Below are 21,585 nucleotides of genomic sequence, written 5' to 3'. Positions count from 1 at the left end.
GCATTCCGTGGTTTGCTGTGATTTGCAGGGACCATAGATGCACATGCCTTCAAGGCCAAGTGAAGGCATGTGCGCAGCCTTCAGACGTCCACAGAACGATGCCGCCTCACCCCCTTAGGCGGTAACGACGCCCTGCCCCGCAAGCCGCGCGCGATCATGCGGCTGATCGAGGTCCTGTATCGGGCCGAGCGGCACGATCTGAGTCGGGTTGATATGGGTGATCGAGTAATAGCCACGTTTGATCTGGTCGATGCGCACTGTTTCGCGGATTCCCGGCCATTGGTAGATTTCGCGCAGATAATTGGAAAGGTTGGGAAAATCCGACAGCCGGCGCAGGTTGCACTTGAAAGCGCCGTGATAGGCAGGATCAAAGCGGATCAGCGTGACGAACAGGCGGATATCCGCCTCGGTGAAATGACTGCCAGCGATGTAGCGGCTTGTCGCCAGATGCGCTTCCAACCGGTCGAGCGTGTCGAACAGGCTGACGACGGCTTCCTCATAGGCGCTTTGGGTCTTTGCAAAACCAGCCCGGTAGACGCCGTTGTTGACCGTGTCGTAGACCGGCGTGTTCCAGCGGTCGATCTCTCCTCGCAGCGTCTGCGGATAGAAATCGAGCGTATTGCCGGTCAGGTGATTGAAGGCCGTGTTGAGAATGCGGATGATATCGGAGGACTCGTTATTGACGATGCGTCCCTCCTTGCGATCCCACAGGACCGGCACGGAGACCTTGCCGGTATAATGCGGGTCGGAGGCGGAATAGAGTTCGTGCTGGTAGCGGATCTTGCCGACACGAGGGCCGGCATCCTGCGGTTCGGCATAAGTCCAGCCGTTTTCGCCCAATTCCGGCTCCGAGATGGAGACGGAAATGATGTCCTGCAGTCCCTTCAGATTGCGCATCATCAGCGTGCGTGAGGCCCAGGGGCAGATATAGGCGACGAAGAGCTGATAGCGGCCCGCCTCCGCCGGAAGCGCGTTCTGTCCATCCGGCCCCGGTGAGCCATCGGCCGTGATCCAGTTGCGGAAACTGGTCGGCTCGCGGTGAAAGGCGCCGCCCTTCATCTCGCTGGCGGCAACGTCGCCCTTTTCCCATTTTCCATCGACCAGTTGCGGCATCTCGATCGTCCTTGTTCCGTCCCAGCCGAACCGGCTGTTTCAGCCATCGGAATCTCATGCGCGCGCGGGATGGGCAAGCCACGGCTTCCGCAACAGACTGTTCGACAAATCGCACGAGGACCATAGCAAAAAGGCGCCGTTTCCGGCGCCTTCATCTTACTTCGGGAATTCCAGTCCCATTTCGCGAAACCGCTCGGGATCGTCACCCCAGTTCTCACGCACCTTCACAAACAAGAAGAGGTGAACCGGCTGTTCGAGGATTTCGGAGAGTTCCTTGCGCGATGCCATGGAGATCGCCTTGATCGCCTCGCCATTCTTGCCCAGCGCGATCTTCTTCTGGCTGTCGCGCTCGACATAAATGACCTGCTCGATCCGAACCGAACCATCCTTCCGCTCTTCCCATTTTTCCGTCTCGACATGCGACGAATAGGGAAGCTCCTGATGCAGGCGCAGGAACAGCTTTTCGCGGGTGATTTCGGCGGCAAGCTGGCGCATCGGCAGGTCGGAAATCTGGTCCTCCGGATAATACCAGGGGCCTTCCGGCAGCTTCATCGCGAGATAGTCGAGGACATCCTCGCAGCCGGAACCATTCAGCGCCGAGATCATGAAGGTGCGCTCGAAATCGATATGCTCGTTGGCGGCGGTCGCGAGCTTCAACAGATCTTCGCGCGACACCTGGTCGATCTTGTTGAGCACCAGCATCTTCGGCTGCTCGACTTCTTTCAGGCCTTCGAGAATGGTCTCCGCATCGCCTTTCAGGCCGCGCTCGCTGTCGATCAGCATCATGATCGCGTCGGCATCCTTGGCGCCGCCCCAGGCGGTCGTGACCATGGCGCGGTCAAGGCGACGGCGCGGCTTGAAGATACCGGGCGTGTCCATGAAGACCATCTGCGCGTTCTTGTGGATGGCGATGCCGCGCACGATGGCGCGGGTTGTCTGTACCTTGTGGCTGACGATCGACACCTTGGCGCCCACCAGCCGGTTGACCAGCGTCGACTTGCCAGCATTGGTGGCGCCGATCAGCGCCACGAAGCCGGATCGGGTCGGGCCTTTTTCGGCGGCTTCGGGAATTGCGTCTGTTTCGCTCATACTATCCGTCATTTCCGATTGGGCGACCGGGCGCCCGTTCGGCGCGCACAATCGCATGTGTGTCTCTAAAGATTGCCTGATCTTTCGGGAGGATAGCGCCTCCGGACAGATCAGGCCGTCGTGTTCTTCCAGACGCCTTCGCGTTCCAGAATATTGGTGGCCGCCACCTGTTCGGCGGCGCGCTTGGAGCGATCGACTCCCATGGCAGGCGCAATGCCCTGGATCTCGACCGTCACCGTGAAGCGCGGATCATGGTCAGGTCCCGACCGATCCTCGACACGGTAGCTTGGCGTCACTCCGAACTTGGCGTGTGCCCATTCCTGCAGTTCCGTCTTGGCATCTCGGCGCGCGCCATCGACACGAACCGCCCGCGCGGCCCAATGACGCTGGATGAAGCCGCGCGCGGCTTCCAGTCCACCATCGAGATAGATCGCGGCGATCAGCGACTCTACCACATCGGCCCGCACATTCAGCATGTGTTTTCCGGTGAGCTTCTTCACGTCCGCACCGGTGCGGATGAACAGATGCAGCGACAGCGCATCGGCAACCAGCGCGCAGCTTTCGGCACTGACAAGCTGGTTCAGACGAACGGAAAGCTCGCCCTCGTCGGCATCCTTGAAGGTCTGGAACAGAAGTTCGGCCACGCAGAGCCCGAGAACACGGTCGCCGAGAAATTCCAGGCGCTCATAATTCGAGCCCTTGGCATTGCGGGCGCTGGCATGGGTCAGCGCCCGATCCAACCGCTCTTTCTGGGAGAAGCGGTAGCCGATCGCAGCCTCGAGCCGTTCCCGGTCCTCATTGCCGAGCGATCGGTTCTTGCTCATTCGACGCTCTTGAAGATACGATCGTAACGCAGGTTCGTCGGCCACTTCCAGATCTGGGTGAACGACGTGTTGTTGCCGAGCGAGAAGAAGATCATCGAGGCGCGACCAACGAGGTTCTGTGCCGGGACGAAGCCGACATCAAAGCGGCTGTCAGCCGAGTTGTCACGGTTGTCGCCCATCATGAAATAATGGCCTTCGGGAACGATGAACTCGCGAGTGTTGTCGCCACGCGAATCCTGCTCGACATCAAGTGTATCGAAGTTGACACCGTTATCCAGCGTTTCGCGATAGACCGGCACTTCCGCTCCCGTGTCGTAATTGTCGTCGGCGCGGAACATGCCGTCCGGCACGCGCTGGACGGCCTTGTCGTTGACGTAGAGGATGCTGTCACGCACCTGGATCTTGTCGCCCGGCAGGCCGATCAGACGCTTGATATAATCGATGTCCGGGTTCGGCGGGAAGCGGAACACGACGACGTCACCGCGCTTGGGTTCGCTGGCGAAGATACGGCCGCTGAACAGGTCCGGCGACAAGGGAAGCGAATATTTCGAATAGCCATAGGCGAACTTGTTGACGAAGATGTAATCCCCGACCAGCAGCGTCGGCATCATCGAACCCGAAGGAATCGTGAAAGGCTGGAAGAAGACGGTGCGGATCACCACGGCGAGAAGCAGTGCCTGAATGATGACCTTGACGTTTTCCCACAGGCCGCTGTCTTTCTTCTTCTCGATGTTTTCTGCCACGCCTGTTGTTCCTTGATCTTGTCACCGCAGCATCGTGATGCCGTGCGGATGGAATGAATGCTTTGATCTGCGGTTGGTCGCCCGATCCGAGGCTGCCAGACGCATATCGTGCGGCGGCGCCGTCATTTCAAACGAACCGGCCCGTAAACGGGTCCGCCTCATCCGGACATGCTCTAAACTTTTCCTCAATCCGGGGCAACGGGCAGCGCTTCGATTATCACGAAGGCCTGCGCCAGTGGAAAGTCGTCTGTGATGGTCAGGTGAATGACGGCACGATGACCGGCCGGCAACATTTCCTGCAGGCGTTCGGCAGCACCGCCGGTAAGGTTCATTGTCGGCTTGCCGCCAGGCAGGTTGATGACGCCCATATCCTTCCAGAACACACCTTGCGCCATGCCCGTACCAAGCGCCTTGGAGCAGGCCTCCTTGGCGGCAAAGCGTTTGGCGTAGGATTCTGCCCGGTTCTTGCGCCCTTCCGATTTGCGGATCTCGATGTCCGTAAAACAGCGCTGCGTGAAGCGCTCGCCGAAACGGTCGAGCGAGTTCTGGATGCGCCGGATGTCGATCAGGTCACTGCCGATGCCGATAATCATCGAAACACGATATCCCTTGCGGACTGTGGCGGAAACGGCCGGACAAAAGCAAACTGGTCACGGCCTGCCAAGTTACAAATTCGTCAGATTCAAAGGTTGTCGGCCGATCCCACCATCCGGTCCTGCAATTTGCCCAGGCGGCGGACCTGACGGCGCGCCTGAAACAGCTTGGCCGCATAGAATGCGATTACATAGAAAACAATGGCACTGCCGGCGGCCAGCGGCACGGAACCGATCAGCATGGGCTTCAGCACCGGTGTCCATAGGTGCGACAATTCAAGATGCTTGAGCATATGGAGGATGTCGTGCCCTTCGAGCGCGCCGCTGTTGGTACCCAACAGGATGACTCCGAGTTCGTATGTCGCGGCAAGAATGACGGGAATGGTCAGGGGATTGGCGAGCGCCGTAGATATGCCGGCCGCAATCAAATTGCCCGACAGCATGTAGGCAAGTGCCAGCGCGATGACGATGTGAAGCCCGACGAAGGGCGTGGCCGAGGAGGCCGCGCCCGCAGCGACACCGATGGCGATGGAATGCGGAGAGGAGGAAAGCCGCAGAACGCGCATCGACAGATAGCGCAGCCCACGCGAAAAGCCCTTTCGCGGCCACACGAACTCGCGGATTTTCCCCGACAGCGTTGCCGGCTTTTTGCGTCTGAACAACATGCTGCCCTGATAGACGATGCGGATATGGCTGTTCAATGGCGCGTACGCGAAAATCAGCATTTCCGGCGGCGGGAAGGCAAATATGCCGCATGGCCGATCATCGACCCGATGCCGCACGGCCCCGCGCATCATGCGCGGAAAGGCATTCCTGATATTCGCCTGCTGCATACGTCCCGGCAGCCTGCCTAAACAGGCAGCCGGACAACAGGCATCAATCAGAAGGAGTTGCGGAACAGACCGCGGTCGATCTGACGCTGGCGGTATTCCAGGTCGATACGGTCAATCGAACCGTTCAGGTAGTTCAATTCCCGCTCTTCGGCGGTCGGAACGCGCAGGGCGCGGGTGATATTCTTCAGTTGCTTAAACATGGTAAACCTCTTTCGTTTACCTCCCGATGCAGAAGATAGGTGAAGAGCTGTCATCTCACCAGAGCTACAAAAAGCAGGCAGCCATGCGCAAGATGCATGGCCTGCACTTTTCGCCGCACAAAATGCACAATGAACGTGCATTTGCCGCCAGGCTATGCGGAAACGGCACCAATCACGGCCGAATGTAGACATAACCTTCCGTCTGCAGCTGCGCGATGCGCACCACCCCGCCCTCGTCCGCCCGTACAAAGCCCGGCAGGAGATCGGCGATTTCGACCTTCTGCGCTGTCATCGTGTTGCCGCAGGCTGCCATGCGAACACCTTCGGCACTGATCCGCGCCACCTGCTGGCTCGTTTTCAGGTTGGCTTTCTGAAGATGAAAGAACGTCAACGCCGGCCCATGCACCACAAGCACGATATCCACCGCCTGCGGGCCGCCCATGCCGTCTATATGGTTGCGGATATTGCCGAGCGCAAACATAACCTTCTCGGTATCGGCAAGATGATAGACGACTTTCTGCTTCGCTGGTCCCGTCGATGTCGCCGTCGCGGCAGAGGCGGCCCGCCCCGCAAGCACCCCGGCCAAGGATGCTGTCAGGGCTCGCCCGAAGAGAGCACGGCGCTTGAATGTCATGGTCACCTCTTCAAAAACTCGATCTCGAACAGGATTGCTAATGTGCCGCCAGAGCCGCCTTCGCCTCGTCGCTGTTGGCCAGCGGCAAGCAGCTGGAGAGATCGGTCCGGTCGAGCCGGAAAAGCTTGTCGTCGGAGCCGAACTTGGCGCCCTGCGGCAGGTCGCTGCGCTCTTCTTCGAAATAGTCCTCGGCCACCCGCGCGCCATAGGGGATATCGATCAGTATGGATTTCTCGTCCTTGATCCGCACGCCGATCGTGCCGCCATAGCAATCGATGCCGCAATGCAGCGCCTGCTTGCCGTCACTCCCGGCCGAGCAGCCGCCATAGGTGCTGAAGGTCTGCTTCAGGTAGCGGAAATTGACGGTCATGCCGAGAATGTACTGACGCCCCGCCCCTTCCTCATCCATGTGACTGTCGACGAGGACCATCATGTCGCGGACATTCTGGTCAGGATGGCTGGCGAGATGGGCCTTGGAATATTTACGGATATAGCAAGCGTAGGCATTCTCCGTGCCGACCGGCTTGCCGAATAGCTGGATATCGGCCTCCGCCGCGACTGTGACGCCGGCGGGCAATGTGAGGATCAATCCGAATCCCAATGCCGTCATCCGCAGCCGTGAACGCATCCCATTCCTCCATCCGAGAGATCGGCAGTCTCCCACGAAGTCGAGGGAGGAACAACCGGTCAGACAGGGAACGGACGGCGCCAAACGCTTATTCGGCGAAGCCCGGGTGAAGTCGCAAAGACGGCTTCACTCAAAGACGCGCTTGACCGTCGAGACGCTCGGCAGTTCGCGGATCTGGGTGATGAGATGATTGAGCTGGCGCAGGTCCCAGACTTCCAGATCGAGATGGAATTCACTGAAATCGGCCGCCACCCGGCCCATGGAAAGCGAGCGGATGTTGATGTCGCTGGTGGCGATCGACTGGGCGATTTCCGCAAGCGTGCCCGGCTCGTTAAGGGCATTGATCAGCACGCGCGCCATGAAGCGGGTATTGTTGGCCTCGTCGAGATCCCAGCGCACATCGATCCAGCGTTCGGATTCCTCGTCGAACTTCTGCAGGCTGGGCGACTGGATCGGATAGATCGTGATGCCCTTGTCCTTTTCCATGATGCCGACGATCCGGTCACCCGGTACGGCGCCGGACGGGCTGAAATGGACTTCGGCATTGCCCGACAAGCCACGGATCGGCAGGGCTTCCGGCCCCTCGCCTTCCAATTCGTCGAACATGTCCTTCGGCCGCCCCGGCAGCTTGAACACCATGCCGGCGGCGCTGCGCATGTTGAACCAGCCGTCGTCTGTATTCGGCTTGACGGTGACGCGCTCGTCCTGGTGATCCGGGAACACCGCCCGCAACACGTCGAGTGAGGAAAGCTCGCCCCGGCCGACGGCGGCGATCGCGTCTTCGATTTCCTTGTGGCCGAGGCGATGCAGCACCGGCTTCATCGCTTCACGCGTGAACGATTTTCCGGCGCGCTCGAATGTCCGCTCCAGAATGCGATAACCGAGGCCCGAATATTGCTTGCGGACGGCGGCGCGGGTGGCACGGCGAATGGCGGCGCGCGCCTTGCCGGTGACGACGATTTCTTCCCAGGCCGGCGGCGGCACCTGAATGCCGGAGCGGACGATCTCGACTTCGTCGCCATTGTTGAGCCGCGTCACCAGCGGCATGATACGGCCGTTGATCTTGGCGCCGACGCAGGTATCGCCGATATTGGTGTGAACGGCGTAGGCAAAATCGATCGGCGTCGCGCCGCGCGGCAGTGCGATCAACTGACCCTTCGGCGTGAAGCAGAAGACCTGGTCCTGGAAGAGTTCGAGCTTGGTATGCTCCAGGAACTCTTCCGGATTGTCGCCTTCGGCAAGGCTCTCGATCGTGCGGCGCAGCCACGAATAGGCGTTCGACTTCGGCGACAGCTTGACCTCACCGACCGGCTCGACGCTATCCTTGTAAAGCGTATGGGCCGCGATACCGTATTCGGCAATCTCGTGCATCAGCCGCGTGCGGATTTGCAGTTCGATGCGCTGGCGCGATGGGCCAACGATCGTGGTGTGGATCGACTGGTAGTCGTTCTGCTTCGGCGTCGAGATATAATCCTTGAACCGGCCGGGAACGACGCGCCAGCGCGTGTGCACGATGCCGAGCGCGCGGTAGCAATCCGGAATGTCGGCAACGATGATGCGGAAGCCCCAGACGTCGGAGAGCTGTTCGAAGGACAGCGACTTCGACTGCATCTTCTTGAAGACCGAATAGGGCTTCTTCTGGCGCCCCTTGACGAGCGTACCCACCAATCCCTTGGCCTGGATGAGTTCGCCGAGTTCGTCCTCGATCTTCTTGATCAGACCCTCGTTGCGGGTCGAGAGTTCATCGAGGCGCTTCGTGACGGTCTCGAAGGCCTCCGGATTGATGTGGCGGAAGGAGAGATTTTCCAGTTCCTCGCGCATGTCCTGCATACCCATGCGGCCGGCAAGCGGCGCGTAGATATCCATCGTCTCTTCCGAGATCCGCGCACGCTTTTCCGCCGACATATGGTCGAGCGTGCGCATATTGTGCAGGCGGTCGGCGAGCTTGACGAGGAGCACGCGCACATCGTCGGAAATGGCAAGAAGCAGCTTGCGCAGGTTTTCCGCCTGCTTGGCTTTCTTGGTCACCAAATCGAGCTTCTTGATCTTGGTCAGGCCTTCGACCAGCGCGCCGATGTCCTCGCCGAACAGATCGTCGATTTCCGCGCGGGTCGCAGTCGTGTCCTCGATCGTGTCGTGCAGCAGTGCGACCGCGATCGTCGACTCATCGAGATGCATTTCGGTGAGGATAGCCGCGACTTCGAGGGGATGGGAAATGTAGGGATCGCCGCTCGCCCGCTTCTGCTGGCCATGCTTTTGCATGGCGTAAACGTAAGCCTTGTTCAAAAGTGCTTCGTTGACATCGGGCTTGTATTTTTGAACGCGCTCAACGAGCTCGTATTGGCGCATCATCCGCTAGGGGCTCCAGGAGAATCCGGAAAAGAAAAGGTGCGCCAATCATAGGAGTGGCGCACCGCTTTGCAAATACCGGCCTCACGCGAATTCCGAACGGAAGCGCGGCATTGTATCGGCGCGTTGCATCCGCCGCTTCGGGCGAATGCGAAAACGGCTTAGTAGTCGTCGCTTTTTTCCGGCGGAACCAGGCCTTCGATGCCGGCCAGCAACTCTTCTTCCGACATGCGGTCGAAGGCGATGGTTTCCGGCTGGTCGTCGTCCTGTGCGGACTGGTCGGCAAACACGTTGGCAGCATCGCCGCCGATCATCGATGACGGATCGGGCTCGGGCTCGTCAACTTCGACATGCTTCTGCAGTGAATGGATCAGGTCTTCCTTCAGGTCGCCCGGCGACAGCGTCTCGTCGGCGATTTCGCGCAGCGCAACGACCGGATTCTTGTCGTTGTCGCGGTCGATGGTGATCGCAGCACCCTGCGAGATCAGACGGGCGCGATGGCTTGCGAGAAGCACGAGCTCGAAACGGTTATCGACTTTGTCGATGCAATCTTCAACGGTGACGCGGGCCATTGCCTGTCCTTTGGATCTTAAGGCGCAACTTCATTGCGAGAGCCGTGACACACCCGCCGCTGCGCTGATTGACAAGATCGGAACCCGTCCAGCCGTCGGCCTGACGGTATGCGTGGCTCCGATTTCAGGAATTAAACTGCCCGATACAATCAAACCCGCAGGAATTCAAGTTTTTCCTGCAATGCGGAAAAAGATATCCGCCCCATTTCTGGTCGGACAGGTTCCCAAACAAAAACTCCCGCAACCGCCTATCCCAGGGATAGGCTTTGACATCCGCGTAAATGCTGATTGAATGCTCAAAAATCTCGAATGCCACCCTAAGAAGAGAATAGAAATCAACTTAACAGCGAAAGGGAAAAACGGTCGGCAAAAAATTCCTAAAACAAGGTGGATATTCCCATATTTTCGCAAAAAACTGCGAGAATTAGCTCTTTCATCCGGAATTTTCTTAGACTAAAGCGAATAGTGGCTCGGAAAGCTGGCATATGATTAAATCTTAATGTAATCGAGTATTCGCAAGACTGCCGTCATTCTTTGCGCGGTCAGGTTGAAAATCAGAAAAGACATTGAGAAAACAAAAAAAGGAAACATGATGTTCGACCCACGCGAAAAAATCGCGCTCTTTATCGACGGGGCCAATCTCTATGCCGCATCGAAAAGCCTTGGTTTCGACATTGACTACCGTAAGCTGCTGAAGGCCTTCCAGAAGCGCGGCTATCTTCTGCGCGCCTACTATTACACGGCGCTGATCGAGGATCAGGAATATTCGTCCATTCGTCCGCTGATCGACTGGCTAGACTATAACGGTTACAAGGTTGTGACAAAACCCGCAAAGGAGTTTACGGACTCGCTCGGGCGGCGCAAGATCAAGGGAAACATGGATATCGAACTGGCCATCGACGCGATGGAACAGTCCGAGACCGTCGATCACCTCGTCATCTTCTCCGGCGACGGCGACTTCACCACCCTGGTGGAGGCGCTGCAGCGCAAGGGACGCAAGGTTTCCGTCGTGTCCACCATGTCAACCCAACCGCCAATGATCGCCGACGATCTGCGCCGCCAGGCCGATCACTTTATCGAACTGGTCACCCTCAAGGCCGAAGTCGGTCGCGACCCGTCCGAGCGCCCTGCCCGCCCGACGGAAGCCGCCGCCAGCAGCGACTTCAACGACTGACAGCCATGCGACAAAGAAAAAGGACCAGCCGAGATCTCGTCTGGTCCTTTTTTATGATTGAGTGATGGAGATCAGTGATCCTTGAGAAGACGGCTCTTCTGCCGGTTCCAGTCACGCTCCTTCTCGCTTTCGCGCTTGTCATGAAGCTTCTTGCCCTTGCCGAGCGCCAGCTCGAGCTTTGCTCGCCCCTGCTCGTTAAAGTATATCTTGAGCGGAATGAGAGTCATGCCGTCGCGATTGACGGCTCCGGCCAGTCGCGTCGATTCGCGTTTCGTCAGCAACAGCTTGCGACGGCGGCGCGGCTCGTGGTTGAAGCGATTGGCCTGCAGATATTCCGGCAGATAGGAATTGATCAGCCACATTTCGCCGCCTTCATCGGTGGCGTAGGACTCGGCAATATTGGCCTTGCCCTCGCGCAACGACTTTACCTCGGTGCCGGTCAGGACAAGACCGGCCTCGTAGGTGTCGATGATCTCGTAATTGAAGCGGGCCTTCCGGTTTTCCGCGACAATCCGCTTGACCACGCGCTGGCTGCCTTTGGGTGCCATCAGTTCATCAGTCCTGCATGGCGAAGCGCCGCGTCGAGGGCAGCCTCCGTCGCCGGTTCAAGTGTAGACATCAGGGGCGAACGCACCGTGCGGCTCATCTGGCGCAGGCGGTTCAGCGCATATTTCGCGCCACAGAGGCCAGGCTCCATGAAGATCGCCTTGTGCAGCGGCATCAGCTTGTCCTGATAGTCCAGCGCCTTGGCGTAATTGCCGGCAAGCGTCGCTTCCTGGAATTCGGCACAGAGGCGCGGCGCCACGTTGGCGGTCACGGAAATGCAGCCGACGCCGCCATGGGCGTTGAAACCGAGCGCCGTTGCGTCCTCGCCCGAAAGCTGAACGAAACCAGGGCCACAGGCCATACGCTGTTCGGATACGCGCTCGATCTTGCCGGTCGCGTCCTTGACGCCCATGATCGACGGATAGGCCTTGTGCAGGGCTGCCATCGTCTCGACGCTCATATCTACGACCGAACGGCCGGGAATGTTGTAGATGACGATCGGCAGTTTGATGGCTTCGGCTATCGCGGCATAGTGTGCGAACAGGCCCTTCTGGGTCGGCTTGTTATAATAAGGTGTAACCACGAGAACGGCGTCCGCACCAGCCTTCTCAGCATGCTGCGCCAGTTCGACGGCCTCGGTCGTGTTGTTCGAGCCGGCGCCGGCGATGACGGGGACGCGTTTTGCCGCGGTCTCGATACACAGTTCAACCACGCGTTTATGCTCGGCATGCGACAGCGTCGGCGATTCACCGGTGGTGCCGACAGGCACGAGGCCGTGGCTGCCTTCGCTGATCTGCCATTCGACATGCGCGGCAAAGCTGTCCGTGTCCACGGCGCCGGAAGCGGTGAACGGTGTGACGAGAGCGGGAATGGATCCCTTGAACATGCACGACTCCTGACGGCCCGGGAGCTTGAAACCAACCCACGCTTTAGCCGCATTTCATGGTTAGAAAACTGGCGCACCTTAATCATGTGAGGTGCCTGCGGCAAGCACTCTATCGCGCCATTCGTTGCCGGTTCGCGTCTATCCACCCGGCTCAAGTGATGTTTTTGATGTGTTTTCCCGAACAAACCGCCTGTCTGCGTGTACGAGACTGTCTTTATGGGATTGAATGGAAGCGCGTAACCTTTCGTTAGCAAATGCACCGCCAAATAGCAGGCCATCACGGGGCAGCGTGGGGTTTTTCATGCATGGGCAAATCTCTTATCGGCTGATTGCGATGCTCAGTGCGTCGGCGCTTTGCTTTGGCGCCTTTGCGGTGTCCGCAGAGACCAACCAGATCCCCTTGCCAAATTCCCGGGCACTGGCGTTGGAGAGCGCTGAAAAAGTTGCGTCCAAGGAAGTCACCGGCTCCATCCCGTCCGTTACCGCAGCCATTCCCGTCAACTCCGACCTAAAAGCCGGGCTGGATGCGTTGTCCAACAGGGATGCGCCAAAAGCCATCGCTGCACGGAATGGCATGGCGAAAGGGTCACTCGACCGCCACATCCTCACCTGGGCGATCGCGGTCTCCGGACAGAAGGGCGTGCCGTCCTATGAAATTGCGCGCGCCCAGCAGGAACTGAAAAGTTGGCCGGGTCTCAGTGGGCTGCGCGCCAATTCCGAGCGCGCGCTTTATCGCGAAAACCCGCCGGCCTCGGACGTTCTTTCTGCCTTCGGGAAGACGCAGCCGGAAACGAACGACGGGACGATCATCCTGGCACGCGCTCTGCTGGCCAGTGGGCAATCCCCCGAGGCTGCACGATTGCTGCGCGGGCTTTGGGCCAAAGAGGCCTTAGACAAGGAGACCGAAACCAGTATTCTCGCTGAATTTCCAACACTGCTGACGACCGCCGATCACAGGCGGCGGATGGAAATGCTGCTCTATCGCAGCCGGCTGGATCAGGCCGCCCGGTTCAGTGATCTCGGCAAGGCACAATCGCTGTATCGGGCTTGGGTCGCGGTTGCGAAAAAGGCCGGTAATGCAGCGGCGCTGATCGCCGCGGTCGATCCATCATGGCATTCGGAACCGGCCTATCTCTTCATCCGCGTCGAATATCTGCGCAAGCAGGAGAAATATGAAGAGGCGGCCAAACTGCTCGCCACCCTGCCCCGTGACAATGACAGGCTGGTCAATCCGGGTGAATGGTGGGTCGAACAGCGGATCATCAGCCGCGGCCTGCTGGACAACGGCAAATTCAAGGCTGCCTATCAGATCGCCGCCGATCACGTCGCGACCTCGCCCACGGATATTGTCGACGCCGAATTTCACGCCGGCTGGTATGCGCTGCGGGGACTTGAGGAGCCTTCGACGGCGATCCAGCATTTCCAGCGTATCCTTAAGGCCTCGAACAGGCCGATTTCGGTGTCTCGCGCCTGGTACTGGATGGGTCGTGCGGTCGAAGCCGGCGCTCCCGGTGACTCCACCGAGTATTACACCAAGGCTGCAGCCCTTCCGGGCACGTTCTATAGCCAGCTTGCGGCCGCCCGTCTTGGCCGGAAGACATTGAATGTCACCTATCCCTCGCCAACGGCGGAAGATCGAGCCCATTTCGAAAGCCGCGAGGCCGTTCGCGCCATCGCACGGCTCGAACAGGCCGGTCATGCCTGGCGGGCCGACAGCCTGTATAGAGCTCTGGCTGAAGACCTCACGAGCCCGGGTGAACTCGCCATCCTTTCCGCTCAGGCCGAAAGGGCGGGCGGGCATCAGCTTTCGCTGCAGGTCGGCAAGATCGCCTTCGGCCGCGGCATCGATGTCGCGGCGCTGGCCTTCCCGATCGGGGTCATTCCCGCGAGTGCCAATATCAGCGGATCCGGCAAGGCGCTGGCCTATGCCATTGCCCGCCAGGAAAGCGCCTTCAATCCCGCCGCTATCTCGCCGGCCAACGCCCGCGGGCTCCTGCAGATTCTCCCCGGTACGGCCAAGGGCGTTGCCGGGCGGATGGGCCTTGCCTATTCGAAGGAGCGGCTGACCACGGATGCGGCCTATAACGCCACGCTCGGCGCGCAATATCTCGGCGAGCAGATCGACGATTTCGCTGGCTCCTATATCCTGACCTTCATCGCCTACAATGCCGGCCCCCGCCGGGTGCCCGAATGGATCAACCGCTATGGCGATCCGCGGGGCAAGCCGATCGATGAGGTTGTCGACTGGATCGAGCGCATTCCGTTCAGCGAAACCCGCGGCTATGTCCAGCGGGTGATGGAGAACTATCAGGTCTACAAGTCCCGGCTGGGACAGACGGCCGATATCGTCTATGACTTGCGCATGGGCCGATGACGTCCCGCACCTGGAGTCGCTTGTCGATATCCTGACGTAGCGCCGCGCAAAACACGCAAGCAGCCCTTCCCGCATGTCGTTCCTACGCTATGGTTGCCGCATGGAATGAAGGGAGCGATTGCATTGGATACGAGCACGAACGGGTTTGAGGAACGCTTTTTCACGGCGAGCGATGGCTTGCGGCTTTATGCACGCGATTACGGACATGCGGATCCATCAACGCGAAAAGAGTTGCCGATTGTCTGCATGCCCGGCCTCAGCCGCAACAGCCGGGACTTTCATCTGCTAGCAACTCGACTTTCCACACAACCGGACCGCCCACGCCGGGTCATCGCACTCGACTATCGAGGACGCGGGCGGTCGGCATGGGATCAGGATCCAGGTCACTACGCGCTTCCGGTCGAGGCAGAGGATGTTTTGACGGCCTGCACCGCGCTCGATATTCAGCAGGCTATCTTCATCGGGACGTCCCGCGGCGGCCTCATCGCCCATTTTCTTGCCGCCATGCGCCCGGCAATCCTGCGCGGCGTCATCCTCAACGATATTGGCCCGGTCATAGAGATCGGCGGACTGCTGCAGATCCGGGATTATCTGGACGCCCGCCCCAGACCACATTCCTGGGACGACGCGGTGCAAAATCTGCGACGGGTGCATGGGGCAGCGTTTCCGGCAATCGATCCATCCGACTGGACGGACATGGCCCACGCGATTTTCGCCGACAAAGGCGGCATGATCGTTGCCGATTTCGACCCTGCGTTGATCCAGCCACTGCGCGGCCTGACCGAAGACACGCAAGTCCCGGATCTCTGGGCGCTTTTTGAAGGATTGAAGCCGGTCCCGCTGATGGCAATCCGAGGGGAGCACTCCACCATTCTATCGCAGGCTACATTTTTCGAAATGGCTGTCCGGCATCCGGGCATGGCCGCGGTGACGGCCCAAGGGCAAGGGCACGCCCCACTGCTGCATCGACCGGATATGATGGCCGTGATCCGACATTTTATCGACAACATCAATTGAGGAACCACGCAGTCCATTGGACGCCTTGGGCAACAAGGAACGCAAAACGAAAAAAGCCCGGTCTTTCGACCGGGCTTTCCATCACTGACAAGATGCCAGAGATTAGAAGTCGCGCTGCAGGCGGACGAAGCCCGAAACCTGATCGTCGCGATCGTCGACGTCCTGGTAACGAACCGAAACGAGGCTCTTCAGACCATCGGTGATCTGGTAAGCAGCGTCGGCACCAACGCGCCAGCCGTCAACATCTTCGATGAATGCGAATTCACCAAAGTACTGACCACCGACCGTCAGGGTCAGCTTGTCCGTTGCCTTGAACTCATACGATGCTGCAACGGTCCATTCGGATTCGTTGTAGTAGACGTTCGGGTCGGTTGCGTAGACACCAGCCAGGCTGAACGTGCCCGGGCCGACTTCTGCCGACAGGATAGCGCGGATAGCGCCTTCTTCCTGTTCGGTGTCGTAGCCGCCGAGCAGGGTAGCCGTAACGCCGCCAACCGAGCCGGAAACCATGGCAGCAACGCCAACGCCGTTGTCCTTCGTGGTCAGGCCTTCGATTTCGTCAACCGAAACGCCAGCCTTGAATGCGCCGCCGTCGTAGGTGTACGAGATCGAGTTGAACAGGGTGTTGGTTGCGAGGGCGTCGACTTCACCAGCGATGCCATCATCCCACCAGCTGTAGTAGTAGCCGAACTTGAAGCCAGCGATGCCGATCGAAGCCGTATCGAGGAACGTCGAGTCGCTGTTGCCAGCCGCGTCAGCGTTGGTCTGCAGAACGATGGTGCTTTCCAGCGTGCCAAGTTCGGTGTCGTTCTTGGCATCGAACTGCAGCTGGCCGCGGGTGAACGTATCCCAGTCAGACGTGCCGTTGCCCGAGTCGAAGGCGCCGTTACGAACTTCATCACGACCGAAGTTGGTCTGGAAACGGACGTAACCGCCGATCTTCAGGCAGGTTTCCGTGCCCGGGATGTAGAAGTAGCCGGTACCGAAAGCGTCGCAAACGCGAACGTATTCCATGGGCTCCGGCTCAGCAGCTACGATAGCGTCAGCTGCCTGGGCACCGGATACTGCTGCGAGAGCCGCAGCGGAGCCGAGAAGAAGGCTCTTGATGTTCATTTCTGACCTCCAGTCAAAAGTTTCAAACAGGTCTGGGTATTATACTGAAGGACAGTATTCCCTGCCCCATCCCCAACATTTAAGAAGTCGGACGATCAACCGCCCTTGCTTCCGGAGTTGAAAATACAAGACCGGATCGTTGGCGCAATCACCAACTTGCGAGTTCGTGCTGTTTGATGAACCCTTCCCCATGCCCTGTTGCTGAAACGACACAAAATCGCCCCAAGCCGTGGCAAGTTCTTAACAAGGGGTTAAGAAAACCCTTTATCCACTGTGGGTTAGCAGAAGCCGGTTCGGCCTTCCGCGTGTCATAACGAGGCAAGATTGAGGCGAAATCCGGGTCCGGAGGCAGATTCGCGAGCGATCTATATCTTGGAAAAATCCGCAATGACGTGTCTTCGGCTACAACAGCAAAGCAGAATCACCGCGCAATCATCGAAGCGTCCCACGGAATCGCAGAATCAACGTTACCGCCGATTTGGAGATCCAAGTGGATACGACTGCAACAACGTATCGAACTGGCCGTCGGTAAGATTCGAAATTGTCCTTGGCCCCTCATGCGGACCGAGGCATTATCCGGCGTCGAATCCTTGAACCCTTCTCTGGTGGTCAATATCCCATGGAATGGCTTAAACAGCTCAATCGGTGGCGCCGTTCCATGCGGTATCTGCTGAAATATCGCTTGAACCGGCCGGAATGGCCGAAGGAGCCAATGGGTGGCCCGGCGCTGATCGTCGGATCCGCGCCGGTTTCGCATCTGCCCGTGGGTTTCGATGAGCGGTTTCAAATCATCTGCATCAATGGATCCCAGGCGGCCACGCAAGCTTGGGGCATCGCGTCGCCGGACGTCACCTTTCTACAGTTCAATCAGGTTCGTGGAAAAGGTGAACGGGCTGTCGCGGTGCGAAAGGCGTTGAACGGAAAACAATGCGGCACACTCTATGTCCTGCGATGGCCCGACAGCGAGCAGTCGTTGCGCGAGGGGCTCGCCGCGTTCAACTATGGCTTTGGCGACTTGCGCCTCATCGGCCAGTATCATCGCACCCGGCTGGCGGAAAGTGTTCTCGGCCGCATCATTTCCGAAAGCGACAATGAAGCCAAATTCTCAAATGGCATTACTGCCGTGCTTTATGCCTTCCATAACGGCGCACCGGCTGTTGTGATCACCGGTATCGACCCGTTTTCGAGCGGCCATGTCTATAACACCCTCAACAAGGAGAGGCTGCATACGAACATGGATGTCCAGATCCTGCGCGAACTATCGCAACGCGGCCTGCCACTGTTCACCAGCGATCCACGCGTATCTGAATCGGTCGGCCTGCCGCTGTGGGAAGGTGCACAATCGCCGGATCGCAACGGAAGAGGCTAAGTCCTGACCCGATGCCGGCGAGACATGGCTGGCGAAACTACACACCGCTTCTCGGAAAATGAAAAGGAAAGTGGCGGAGAAGAAGGGATTCGAACCCTCGATACCCTTCCGGGTATACTCCCTTAGCAGGGGAGCGCCTTCGACCACTCGGCCACCTCTCCGTTAGCGCCTGACTAGAGTCACGAGCCTTTCATTGCAAGGGATTTTTGCGGTTTGCTGCGACAAAGTTGTGTTTGTGGGTCGCTAGGCGAGACACAAGGGCATGGAAAACCGGTGGGGCGGCTTTCGACTTTGGCCAATCGCGGCGCTTCCGGACACGAATCAGCCTGTGGTCGGCCGGTTGACCTTGGCGATTGCCGGATAGCAGCGTCTTGGAGTATTGCTTGCGATCAACAGGGGAGGCCCCGGAATGATCAGGGAATCATCGATGAACAGCGACAACAAGCCGGTCACGCAGGTGACGATCGAAAAACGCCGCAACGGCCGATGGAGCTTCGTCATCAAGCGCGGCACGGTGGTCTATCCCGCGCAGGGTCAATTCACCAGCCAGCTGGAAGCGCATGCCGCAGGCCAGGTGGCCTTGAAGGCGCTGGAAAACGGGCGCTGACGGATTACACCCGCATGAAAAGGCCGGGTCGCTATCGCGCCCGGCCTTTTTGATTCCGCCGATAGCAATCAGGTTTTGCTTGCCAGACGGTCGATTGCGGCCAGCGTGGCGGCACCAAATTCGCCATCCAGCGGGCCGCTGTAAAAACCGCGATCCCTGAGCAGCGCCTGGATTTCCTTGCGGAAGGCCGGCGTGAAATTGTTTGGCGAGGTCTTCATTTCATTCAGCTTTGACGGATCCCCGCCCTCGACGCTGGCGGCAGCCCAGCGCACGGCCTCCTTCGGATCGGCCTTGGTGCCAAGTCCGAAGTCATAGAGGCGACTCAGGTTGCCCATCGCATAGGCGCTGCCGGCATTGGCCGCCATTTCATACCAGTTGCGCGCCTGGGCGTAATCCTGCGGAACGCCGTTGCCGACATCATAGAACCAGCCGAGCAGCGCCATCGAATAGGAGTCACCGACATTGGCGGCCTTTTCGTACCATTTCTTTGCTTCGAGATAGTCCTGAGTCGTACCGAGGCCATTCTGATAGGCCCAGCCGAGCGAGGACATGGCATTGGCGTCGCCGCCCTCGGCTGCCTTCTGGTACCAGGATAGCGACTGGTCGAAGTCCTTCGGAACACCGTTTCCTTCGCGATAGAACCAGCCGAGCGTTGCCATCGCATTGGCATAGCCCTGATTGGCGGACGCCGTGTACAATCTCAAGGCCTCGGCATAATCCTGCGGGACGCCGCCATAGCCTTCGCGGTACAGCCAGCCGAGCGAGGCCTGCGCATAGGCATTGCCGGCACCAGCCGCCTGCTCGAACATGCTCTTGCCCTTTTCGATATCGACGGGACCGTCGGTGCCGTAGATCGAGAACCAGGCAAGGTTGGTCAGCGCGTACATGTTGCCGCCATCAGCGGCCTTCTGGTAGTTGGCGCGCGCGTCGACATAGTTGCGGCCGGCATCCTGGGCGCGTCCGAGCATGTTGACGAGCATCATGTCATCGGGATTTTCGTTCACCGCCTGCGCACAGGCCGTCAACGCCCTTGAGGAATCGATCTTCGGGAAGCCGACGCCGAGGAAGCCAGGCATGGATTGCGGCTCACCGGCCAGAAGATAGCAATCGCGCGAGGCCTGCGTGTCCTTGCCGGTCTGCGAGATATTCAGGCCCTTCTTCGGCTCAAGCGCCGCGATCTGGACTTCCGCTTCCGCCTTGTGCTTGCTGTCGGGATAGCGCTCGAGAAAGCGCGTCAGTGCCGCCGCATCGGTCGACTGCTTGAGTGCCTCCCAGGCGATTTCATCCGGGGTGACGGAGGTTTGAGCCGCCTCTTCCAGCAGTTTCAGCTTCTTCTCGGCCAGCATCTTGTAGACCGGGTCCGAGCCATGCTTGGTGAGGAAGACCTCGATCAGGTCCTTGTCGGCGAGATCGCGGATATTCTGCCAATCGGCGGCCGCTGCGGACTGGCCGTTCGGCGAGACCTCCTGCGTATTGCCGTTGTTGGTGACGTTGATGTTGACTTCCTTAATGTTCAGGAAGATCTGCGCGCCGCCAAGAGAGCCATATACGAAAGGCTCCTGCTCACGGTTTGTCGCGCTGACGACCTCGTCGCGTACCTTGCCGAGCGCGATACGGACATCGACCCCGGGTTCGGTCAGATATTTTGACAGTGCCGTTGCGAACGGGCTGTTCTTGCCCTCGCCGTCCATGGCCACTGTGCCTGCCTTCGAGGCGAAGGCGACCAGCAGATCGGCCGATTCGGGCTCGACGCGGGCGAGACCGCGGCTGACCGCACGAGTCGAGATCGAACGGGTCATGGACTGTTCGAACGGATTGTTGCGGCAGGCATCCAGAATGACCAGCTTCAGCCGGGTCGCGCCCTCCAGCGATCGCTGCACGCGGTCGAGCGGAATGGCTTCGTCCTCCACATCCTTGTCGGTCTTGAGGGACACATCAACGGGCAAAAGGAAGTTTTCGCCATTCATCTCCATGCCGTGGCCGGAATAATAGATGATGGCGACATCGGCGCCGGTGGCCGTATCCTCGAAGTCACGCAGGGCCTTCACCATCGAGCCACGATCGACATCATGAACCGTCGTGACGGTATCGAACCCGGCATCCTCGAATGACTGTTTCATCAGTTCGACGTCGTTGGCCGGATTGTTGAGCTGCGATGTCGCCTCGTATTTCTCGTTGCCGATCAAAAGGGCGACGCGCTTGGCAGCTTCCGCCACGCCGGCCTGAAAGGCGAAAATCGACAGTGATACAAAAAAGATTGGCGCCCAGCGCCGCGAATGAGCTTTGAACATGATTTCCCTCCGGTCCGCGCCGTCATCCGGAGCGTCGCCGCCCCACAGCCCGCACAGATGATCCCGTATCGATTCGGCGCGAGATTGCATCACCGCGCTCATTGCATGGAAGTATTACGTATGACCCAACGCGTTTCAATGTCCGCTTTTGCGCTTTTTTAAGCAAGGATGAAGACACTGGGGTGAAAATACATCCGTTCGGACAAAGGCCGGCGAACCAACCTGATTTTCGGAGTTTACAATGTCGATGGTGATGCATCTCGCAGAGGCGAAGTTTGGCCAGCCGAGCACGACATACAAGCACTATTACATCGAGCGGCCCTGCCGCATCCTCGTCGTCGAGGAGCACCTGAAGCCGAAGACGAAATATCGCTGCCTGCTGCGTCATATCTCCGTCGGCGGCGCAATGCTCGACTTCAACGCCAACCTTCTGCTGCCTCGGCATTTCTTTCTGCAAGTCGATGGCTTCCCGGAAGAAATCGGCTGCTCGGAGGTCCACCGCCGCCGCACCGAACTCGGTGTACGCTTCAATGTGCCGATGCCAGCGGAGTTCGTCAGCCGACTCATCCGGGCGAATTTCACCAGCGGAATGATCTGACCTCCCGGCGATTTATCGGCGCTTCCGCAATC

21 protein-coding genes and 1 tRNA gene are annotated in these 21,585 nt (G+C 59.1%); 6 read left to right on the top strand and 16 right to left on the bottom strand.

Translation table 11 applies throughout. The features are described from left to right. Positions 1–114: 114 nt before the first annotated feature. The 11 genes from ASG68_RS26760 to rpoZ form a co-directional block, all read right to left on the bottom strand. Positions 115–1,113 carry a glutathione S-transferase family protein gene (locus tag ASG68_RS26760; RefSeq protein ID WP_062576172.1) on the bottom strand — a complete coding sequence of 333 codons (999 nt, stop codon included), beginning with the start codon at positions 1,111–1,113 and terminating at the stop codon, positions 115–117. 156 nt (positions 1,114–1,269) lie between these two features. Further along, positions 1,270–2,202, bottom strand: a complete 933-nt coding sequence (gene era / locus ASG68_RS26755) for a GTPase Era (protein WP_156373797.1) — start codon at positions 2,200–2,202, stop codon at positions 1,270–1,272. A gap of 110 nt (positions 2,203–2,312) precedes the next feature. Continuing rightward, positions 2,313–3,026, bottom strand: a complete 714-nt coding sequence (gene rnc, locus ASG68_RS26750) for a ribonuclease III (protein ID WP_062576171.1) — start codon at positions 3,024–3,026, stop codon at positions 2,313–2,315. Further along, positions 3,023–3,757: a signal peptidase I gene (gene lepB, locus ASG68_RS26745; protein WP_413814049.1), complete on the bottom strand. Its 735-nt coding sequence runs from the start codon at positions 3,755–3,757 to the stop codon at positions 3,023–3,025. Before lepB ends, rnc begins: the two co-directional genes overlap by 4 nt. Positions 3,758–3,954: 197 nt before the next feature. After that, the gene (gene acpS / locus ASG68_RS26740; protein WP_062576169.1) at positions 3,955–4,362 is read right to left on the bottom strand and encodes a holo-ACP synthase; all 408 of its coding nucleotides are present in this window, start codon (positions 4,360–4,362) and stop codon (positions 3,955–3,957) included. A gap of 89 nt (positions 4,363–4,451) precedes the next feature. Beyond that, complete coding sequence (locus ASG68_RS26735) at positions 4,452–5,195, bottom strand: DUF2062 domain-containing protein (RefSeq protein ID WP_244484346.1); 744 nt, start codon at positions 5,193–5,195, stop codon at positions 4,452–4,454. A 47-nt stretch (positions 5,196–5,242) separates the two neighbouring features. Beyond that, complete coding sequence (locus tag ASG68_RS30975) at positions 5,243–5,395, bottom strand: DUF3563 family protein (RefSeq protein ID WP_082478308.1); 153 nt, start codon at positions 5,393–5,395, stop codon at positions 5,243–5,245. 172 nt (positions 5,396–5,567) lie between these two features. Next, on the bottom strand, positions 5,568–6,029 hold the full coding sequence (locus tag ASG68_RS26730; protein ID WP_062610267.1) for a DsrE family protein: 462 nt from the start codon (positions 6,027–6,029) through the stop codon (positions 5,568–5,570). A gap of 37 nt (positions 6,030–6,066) precedes the next feature. Further along, the gene (locus tag ASG68_RS26725) at positions 6,067–6,657 is read right to left on the bottom strand and encodes a hypothetical protein (RefSeq protein ID WP_062610265.1); all 591 of its coding nucleotides are present in this window, start codon (positions 6,655–6,657) and stop codon (positions 6,067–6,069) included. 126 nt (positions 6,658–6,783) lie between these two features. After that, positions 6,784–9,009, bottom strand: coding sequence for a RelA/SpoT family protein (locus ASG68_RS26720; protein ID WP_062576166.1), 2,226 nt, complete (start codon positions 9,007–9,009; stop codon positions 6,784–6,786). A 158-nt stretch (positions 9,010–9,167) separates the two neighbouring features. Further along, positions 9,168–9,578: a DNA-directed RNA polymerase subunit omega gene (gene rpoZ / locus ASG68_RS26715; RefSeq protein ID WP_062576165.1), complete on the bottom strand. Its 411-nt coding sequence runs from the start codon at positions 9,576–9,578 to the stop codon at positions 9,168–9,170. Positions 9,579–10,170: 592 nt separating this feature from the next. Here rpoZ and ASG68_RS26710 point away from each other — a divergent pair. Next, a complete protein-coding gene (locus ASG68_RS26710; protein WP_062576164.1) occupies positions 10,171–10,752 on the top strand; it encodes an NYN domain-containing protein in 582 nt (193 codons plus the stop codon). A 71-nt stretch (positions 10,753–10,823) separates the two neighbouring features. Here ASG68_RS26710 and smpB read toward each other — a convergent pair whose 3' ends face one another. Together smpB and dapA are read right to left on the bottom strand one after the other, a co-directional pair. Continuing rightward, positions 10,824–11,300, bottom strand: a complete 477-nt coding sequence (smpB, locus tag ASG68_RS26705; protein ID WP_062576163.1) for an SsrA-binding protein SmpB — start codon at positions 11,298–11,300, stop codon at positions 10,824–10,826. After that, on the bottom strand, positions 11,300–12,184 hold the full coding sequence (gene dapA / locus ASG68_RS26700) for a 4-hydroxy-tetrahydrodipicolinate synthase (protein ID WP_062576162.1): 885 nt from the start codon (positions 12,182–12,184) through the stop codon (positions 11,300–11,302). The genes smpB and dapA overlap by 1 nt, the downstream gene beginning before the upstream one ends. Before the next feature lie 301 nt (positions 12,185–12,485). On the opposite strand from dapA, the gene ASG68_RS26695 reads away from it, so the two are divergent. Then, the gene (locus ASG68_RS26695; RefSeq protein ID WP_062610264.1) at positions 12,486–14,558 is read left to right on the top strand and encodes a lytic transglycosylase domain-containing protein; all 2,073 of its coding nucleotides are present in this window, start codon (positions 12,486–12,488) and stop codon (positions 14,556–14,558) included. A 123-nt stretch (positions 14,559–14,681) separates the two neighbouring features. Further along, positions 14,682–15,575 (top strand): alpha/beta fold hydrolase, encoded by an 894-nt coding sequence (locus ASG68_RS26690; protein WP_244484345.1) that lies wholly within the window; start codon positions 14,682–14,684, stop codon positions 15,573–15,575. Between the two features lie 102 nt (positions 15,576–15,677). Here ASG68_RS26690 and ASG68_RS26685 read toward each other — a convergent pair whose 3' ends face one another. Next, positions 15,678–16,688, bottom strand: a complete 1,011-nt coding sequence (locus ASG68_RS26685) for a porin (RefSeq protein WP_062576159.1) — start codon at positions 16,686–16,688, stop codon at positions 15,678–15,680. 658 nt (positions 16,689–17,346) lie between these two features. On the opposite strand from ASG68_RS26685, the gene ASG68_RS26680 reads away from it, so the two are divergent. Beyond that, a complete protein-coding gene (locus ASG68_RS26680) occupies positions 17,347–18,057 on the top strand; it encodes a membrane-anchored protein (protein WP_244484344.1) in 711 nt (236 codons plus the stop codon). Positions 18,058–18,128: 71 nt separating this feature from the next. On the opposite strand, the gene ASG68_RS26675 is transcribed toward ASG68_RS26680, so the two are convergent. Next, a tRNA-Ser gene (locus tag ASG68_RS26675) sits at positions 18,129–18,218 on the bottom strand. Positions 18,219–18,484: 266 nt separating this feature from the next. Here ASG68_RS26675 and ASG68_RS26670 point away from each other — a divergent pair. Further along, positions 18,485–18,664 (top strand): hypothetical protein, encoded by a 180-nt coding sequence (locus ASG68_RS26670; protein ID WP_062576625.1) that lies wholly within the window; start codon positions 18,485–18,487, stop codon positions 18,662–18,664. Between the two features lie 68 nt (positions 18,665–18,732). On the opposite strand, the gene ASG68_RS26665 is transcribed toward ASG68_RS26670, so the two are convergent. Beyond that, positions 18,733–20,955, bottom strand: a complete 2,223-nt coding sequence (locus ASG68_RS26665) for a caspase family protein (protein ID WP_162243573.1) — start codon at positions 20,953–20,955, stop codon at positions 18,733–18,735. A 241-nt stretch (positions 20,956–21,196) separates the two neighbouring features. On the opposite strand from ASG68_RS26665, the gene ASG68_RS26660 reads away from it, so the two are divergent. Further along, entirely contained in the window at positions 21,197–21,553 is a 357-nt protein-coding gene (locus tag ASG68_RS26660; RefSeq protein ID WP_062576156.1) for a PilZ domain-containing protein, read from the top strand. The last annotated feature ends 32 nt before the right edge of the window (positions 21,554–21,585 follow it).

Source organism: Rhizobium sp. Leaf453 (assembly GCF_001425605.1).
Taxonomy (GTDB): domain Bacteria; phylum Pseudomonadota; class Alphaproteobacteria; order Rhizobiales; family Rhizobiaceae; genus Pararhizobium.
Note: the sequence above shows the minus strand (reverse complement) of the source record. Positions and strands in the feature narration are given on the sequence as shown.

What these genes read in the sequence shown, in the direction of transcription:
- ASG68_RS26730 (WP_062610267.1), bottom strand. Translation starts at nt 6,029, where the DNA reads ATGACATTCAAGCGCCGTGCTCTCTTCGGGCGAGCCCTGACAGCATCC.
- ASG68_RS26660 (WP_062576156.1), top strand. Translation starts at nt 21,197, where the DNA reads ATGTCGATGGTGATGCATCTCGCAGAGGCGAAGTTTGGCCAGCCGAGC.
- ASG68_RS26685 (WP_062576159.1), bottom strand. Translation starts at nt 16,688, where the DNA reads ATGAACATCAAGAGCCTTCTTCTCGGCTCCGCTGCGGCTCTCGCAGCA.
- smpB (WP_062576163.1), bottom strand. Translation starts at nt 11,300, where the DNA reads ATGGCACCCAAAGGCAGCCAGCGCGTGGTCAAGCGGATTGTCGCGGAA.
- era (WP_156373797.1), bottom strand. Translation starts at nt 2,202, where the DNA reads ATGAGCGAAACAGACGCAATTCCCGAAGCCGCCGAAAAAGGCCCGACC.
- acpS (WP_062576169.1), bottom strand. Translation starts at nt 4,362, where the DNA reads ATGATTATCGGCATCGGCAGTGACCTGATCGACATCCGGCGCATCCAG.
- ASG68_RS26720 (WP_062576166.1), bottom strand. Translation starts at nt 9,009, where the DNA reads ATGATGCGCCAATACGAGCTCGTTGAGCGCGTTCAAAAATACAAGCCC.
- rpoZ (WP_062576165.1), bottom strand. Translation starts at nt 9,578, where the DNA reads ATGGCCCGCGTCACCGTTGAAGATTGCATCGACAAAGTCGATAACCGT.
- ASG68_RS30975 (WP_082478308.1), bottom strand. Translation starts at nt 5,395, where the DNA reads ATGTTTAAGCAACTGAAGAATATCACCCGCGCCCTGCGCGTTCCGACC.
- ASG68_RS26710 (WP_062576164.1), top strand. Translation starts at nt 10,171, where the DNA reads ATGTTCGACCCACGCGAAAAAATCGCGCTCTTTATCGACGGGGCCAAT.
- ASG68_RS26680 (WP_244484344.1), top strand. Translation starts at nt 17,347, where the DNA reads ATGCGGTATCTGCTGAAATATCGCTTGAACCGGCCGGAATGGCCGAAG.
- ASG68_RS26670 (WP_062576625.1), top strand. Translation starts at nt 18,485, where the DNA reads ATGAACAGCGACAACAAGCCGGTCACGCAGGTGACGATCGAAAAACGC.
- ASG68_RS26695 (WP_062610264.1), top strand. Translation starts at nt 12,486, where the DNA reads ATGCATGGGCAAATCTCTTATCGGCTGATTGCGATGCTCAGTGCGTCG.
- ASG68_RS26725 (WP_062610265.1), bottom strand. Translation starts at nt 6,657, where the DNA reads ATGCGTTCACGGCTGCGGATGACGGCATTGGGATTCGGATTGATCCTC.
- dapA (WP_062576162.1), bottom strand. Translation starts at nt 12,184, where the DNA reads ATGTTCAAGGGATCCATTCCCGCTCTCGTCACACCGTTCACCGCTTCC.
- ASG68_RS26665 (WP_162243573.1), bottom strand. Translation starts at nt 20,955, where the DNA reads ATGTTCAAAGCTCATTCGCGGCGCTGGGCGCCAATCTTTTTTGTATCA.
- ASG68_RS26760 (WP_062576172.1), bottom strand. Translation starts at nt 1,113, where the DNA reads ATGCCGCAACTGGTCGATGGAAAATGGGAAAAGGGCGACGTTGCCGCC.
- ASG68_RS26735 (WP_244484346.1), bottom strand. Translation starts at nt 5,195, where the DNA reads ATGCAGCAGGCGAATATCAGGAATGCCTTTCCGCGCATGATGCGCGGG.
- rnc (WP_062576171.1), bottom strand. Translation starts at nt 3,026, where the DNA reads ATGAGCAAGAACCGATCGCTCGGCAATGAGGACCGGGAACGGCTCGAG.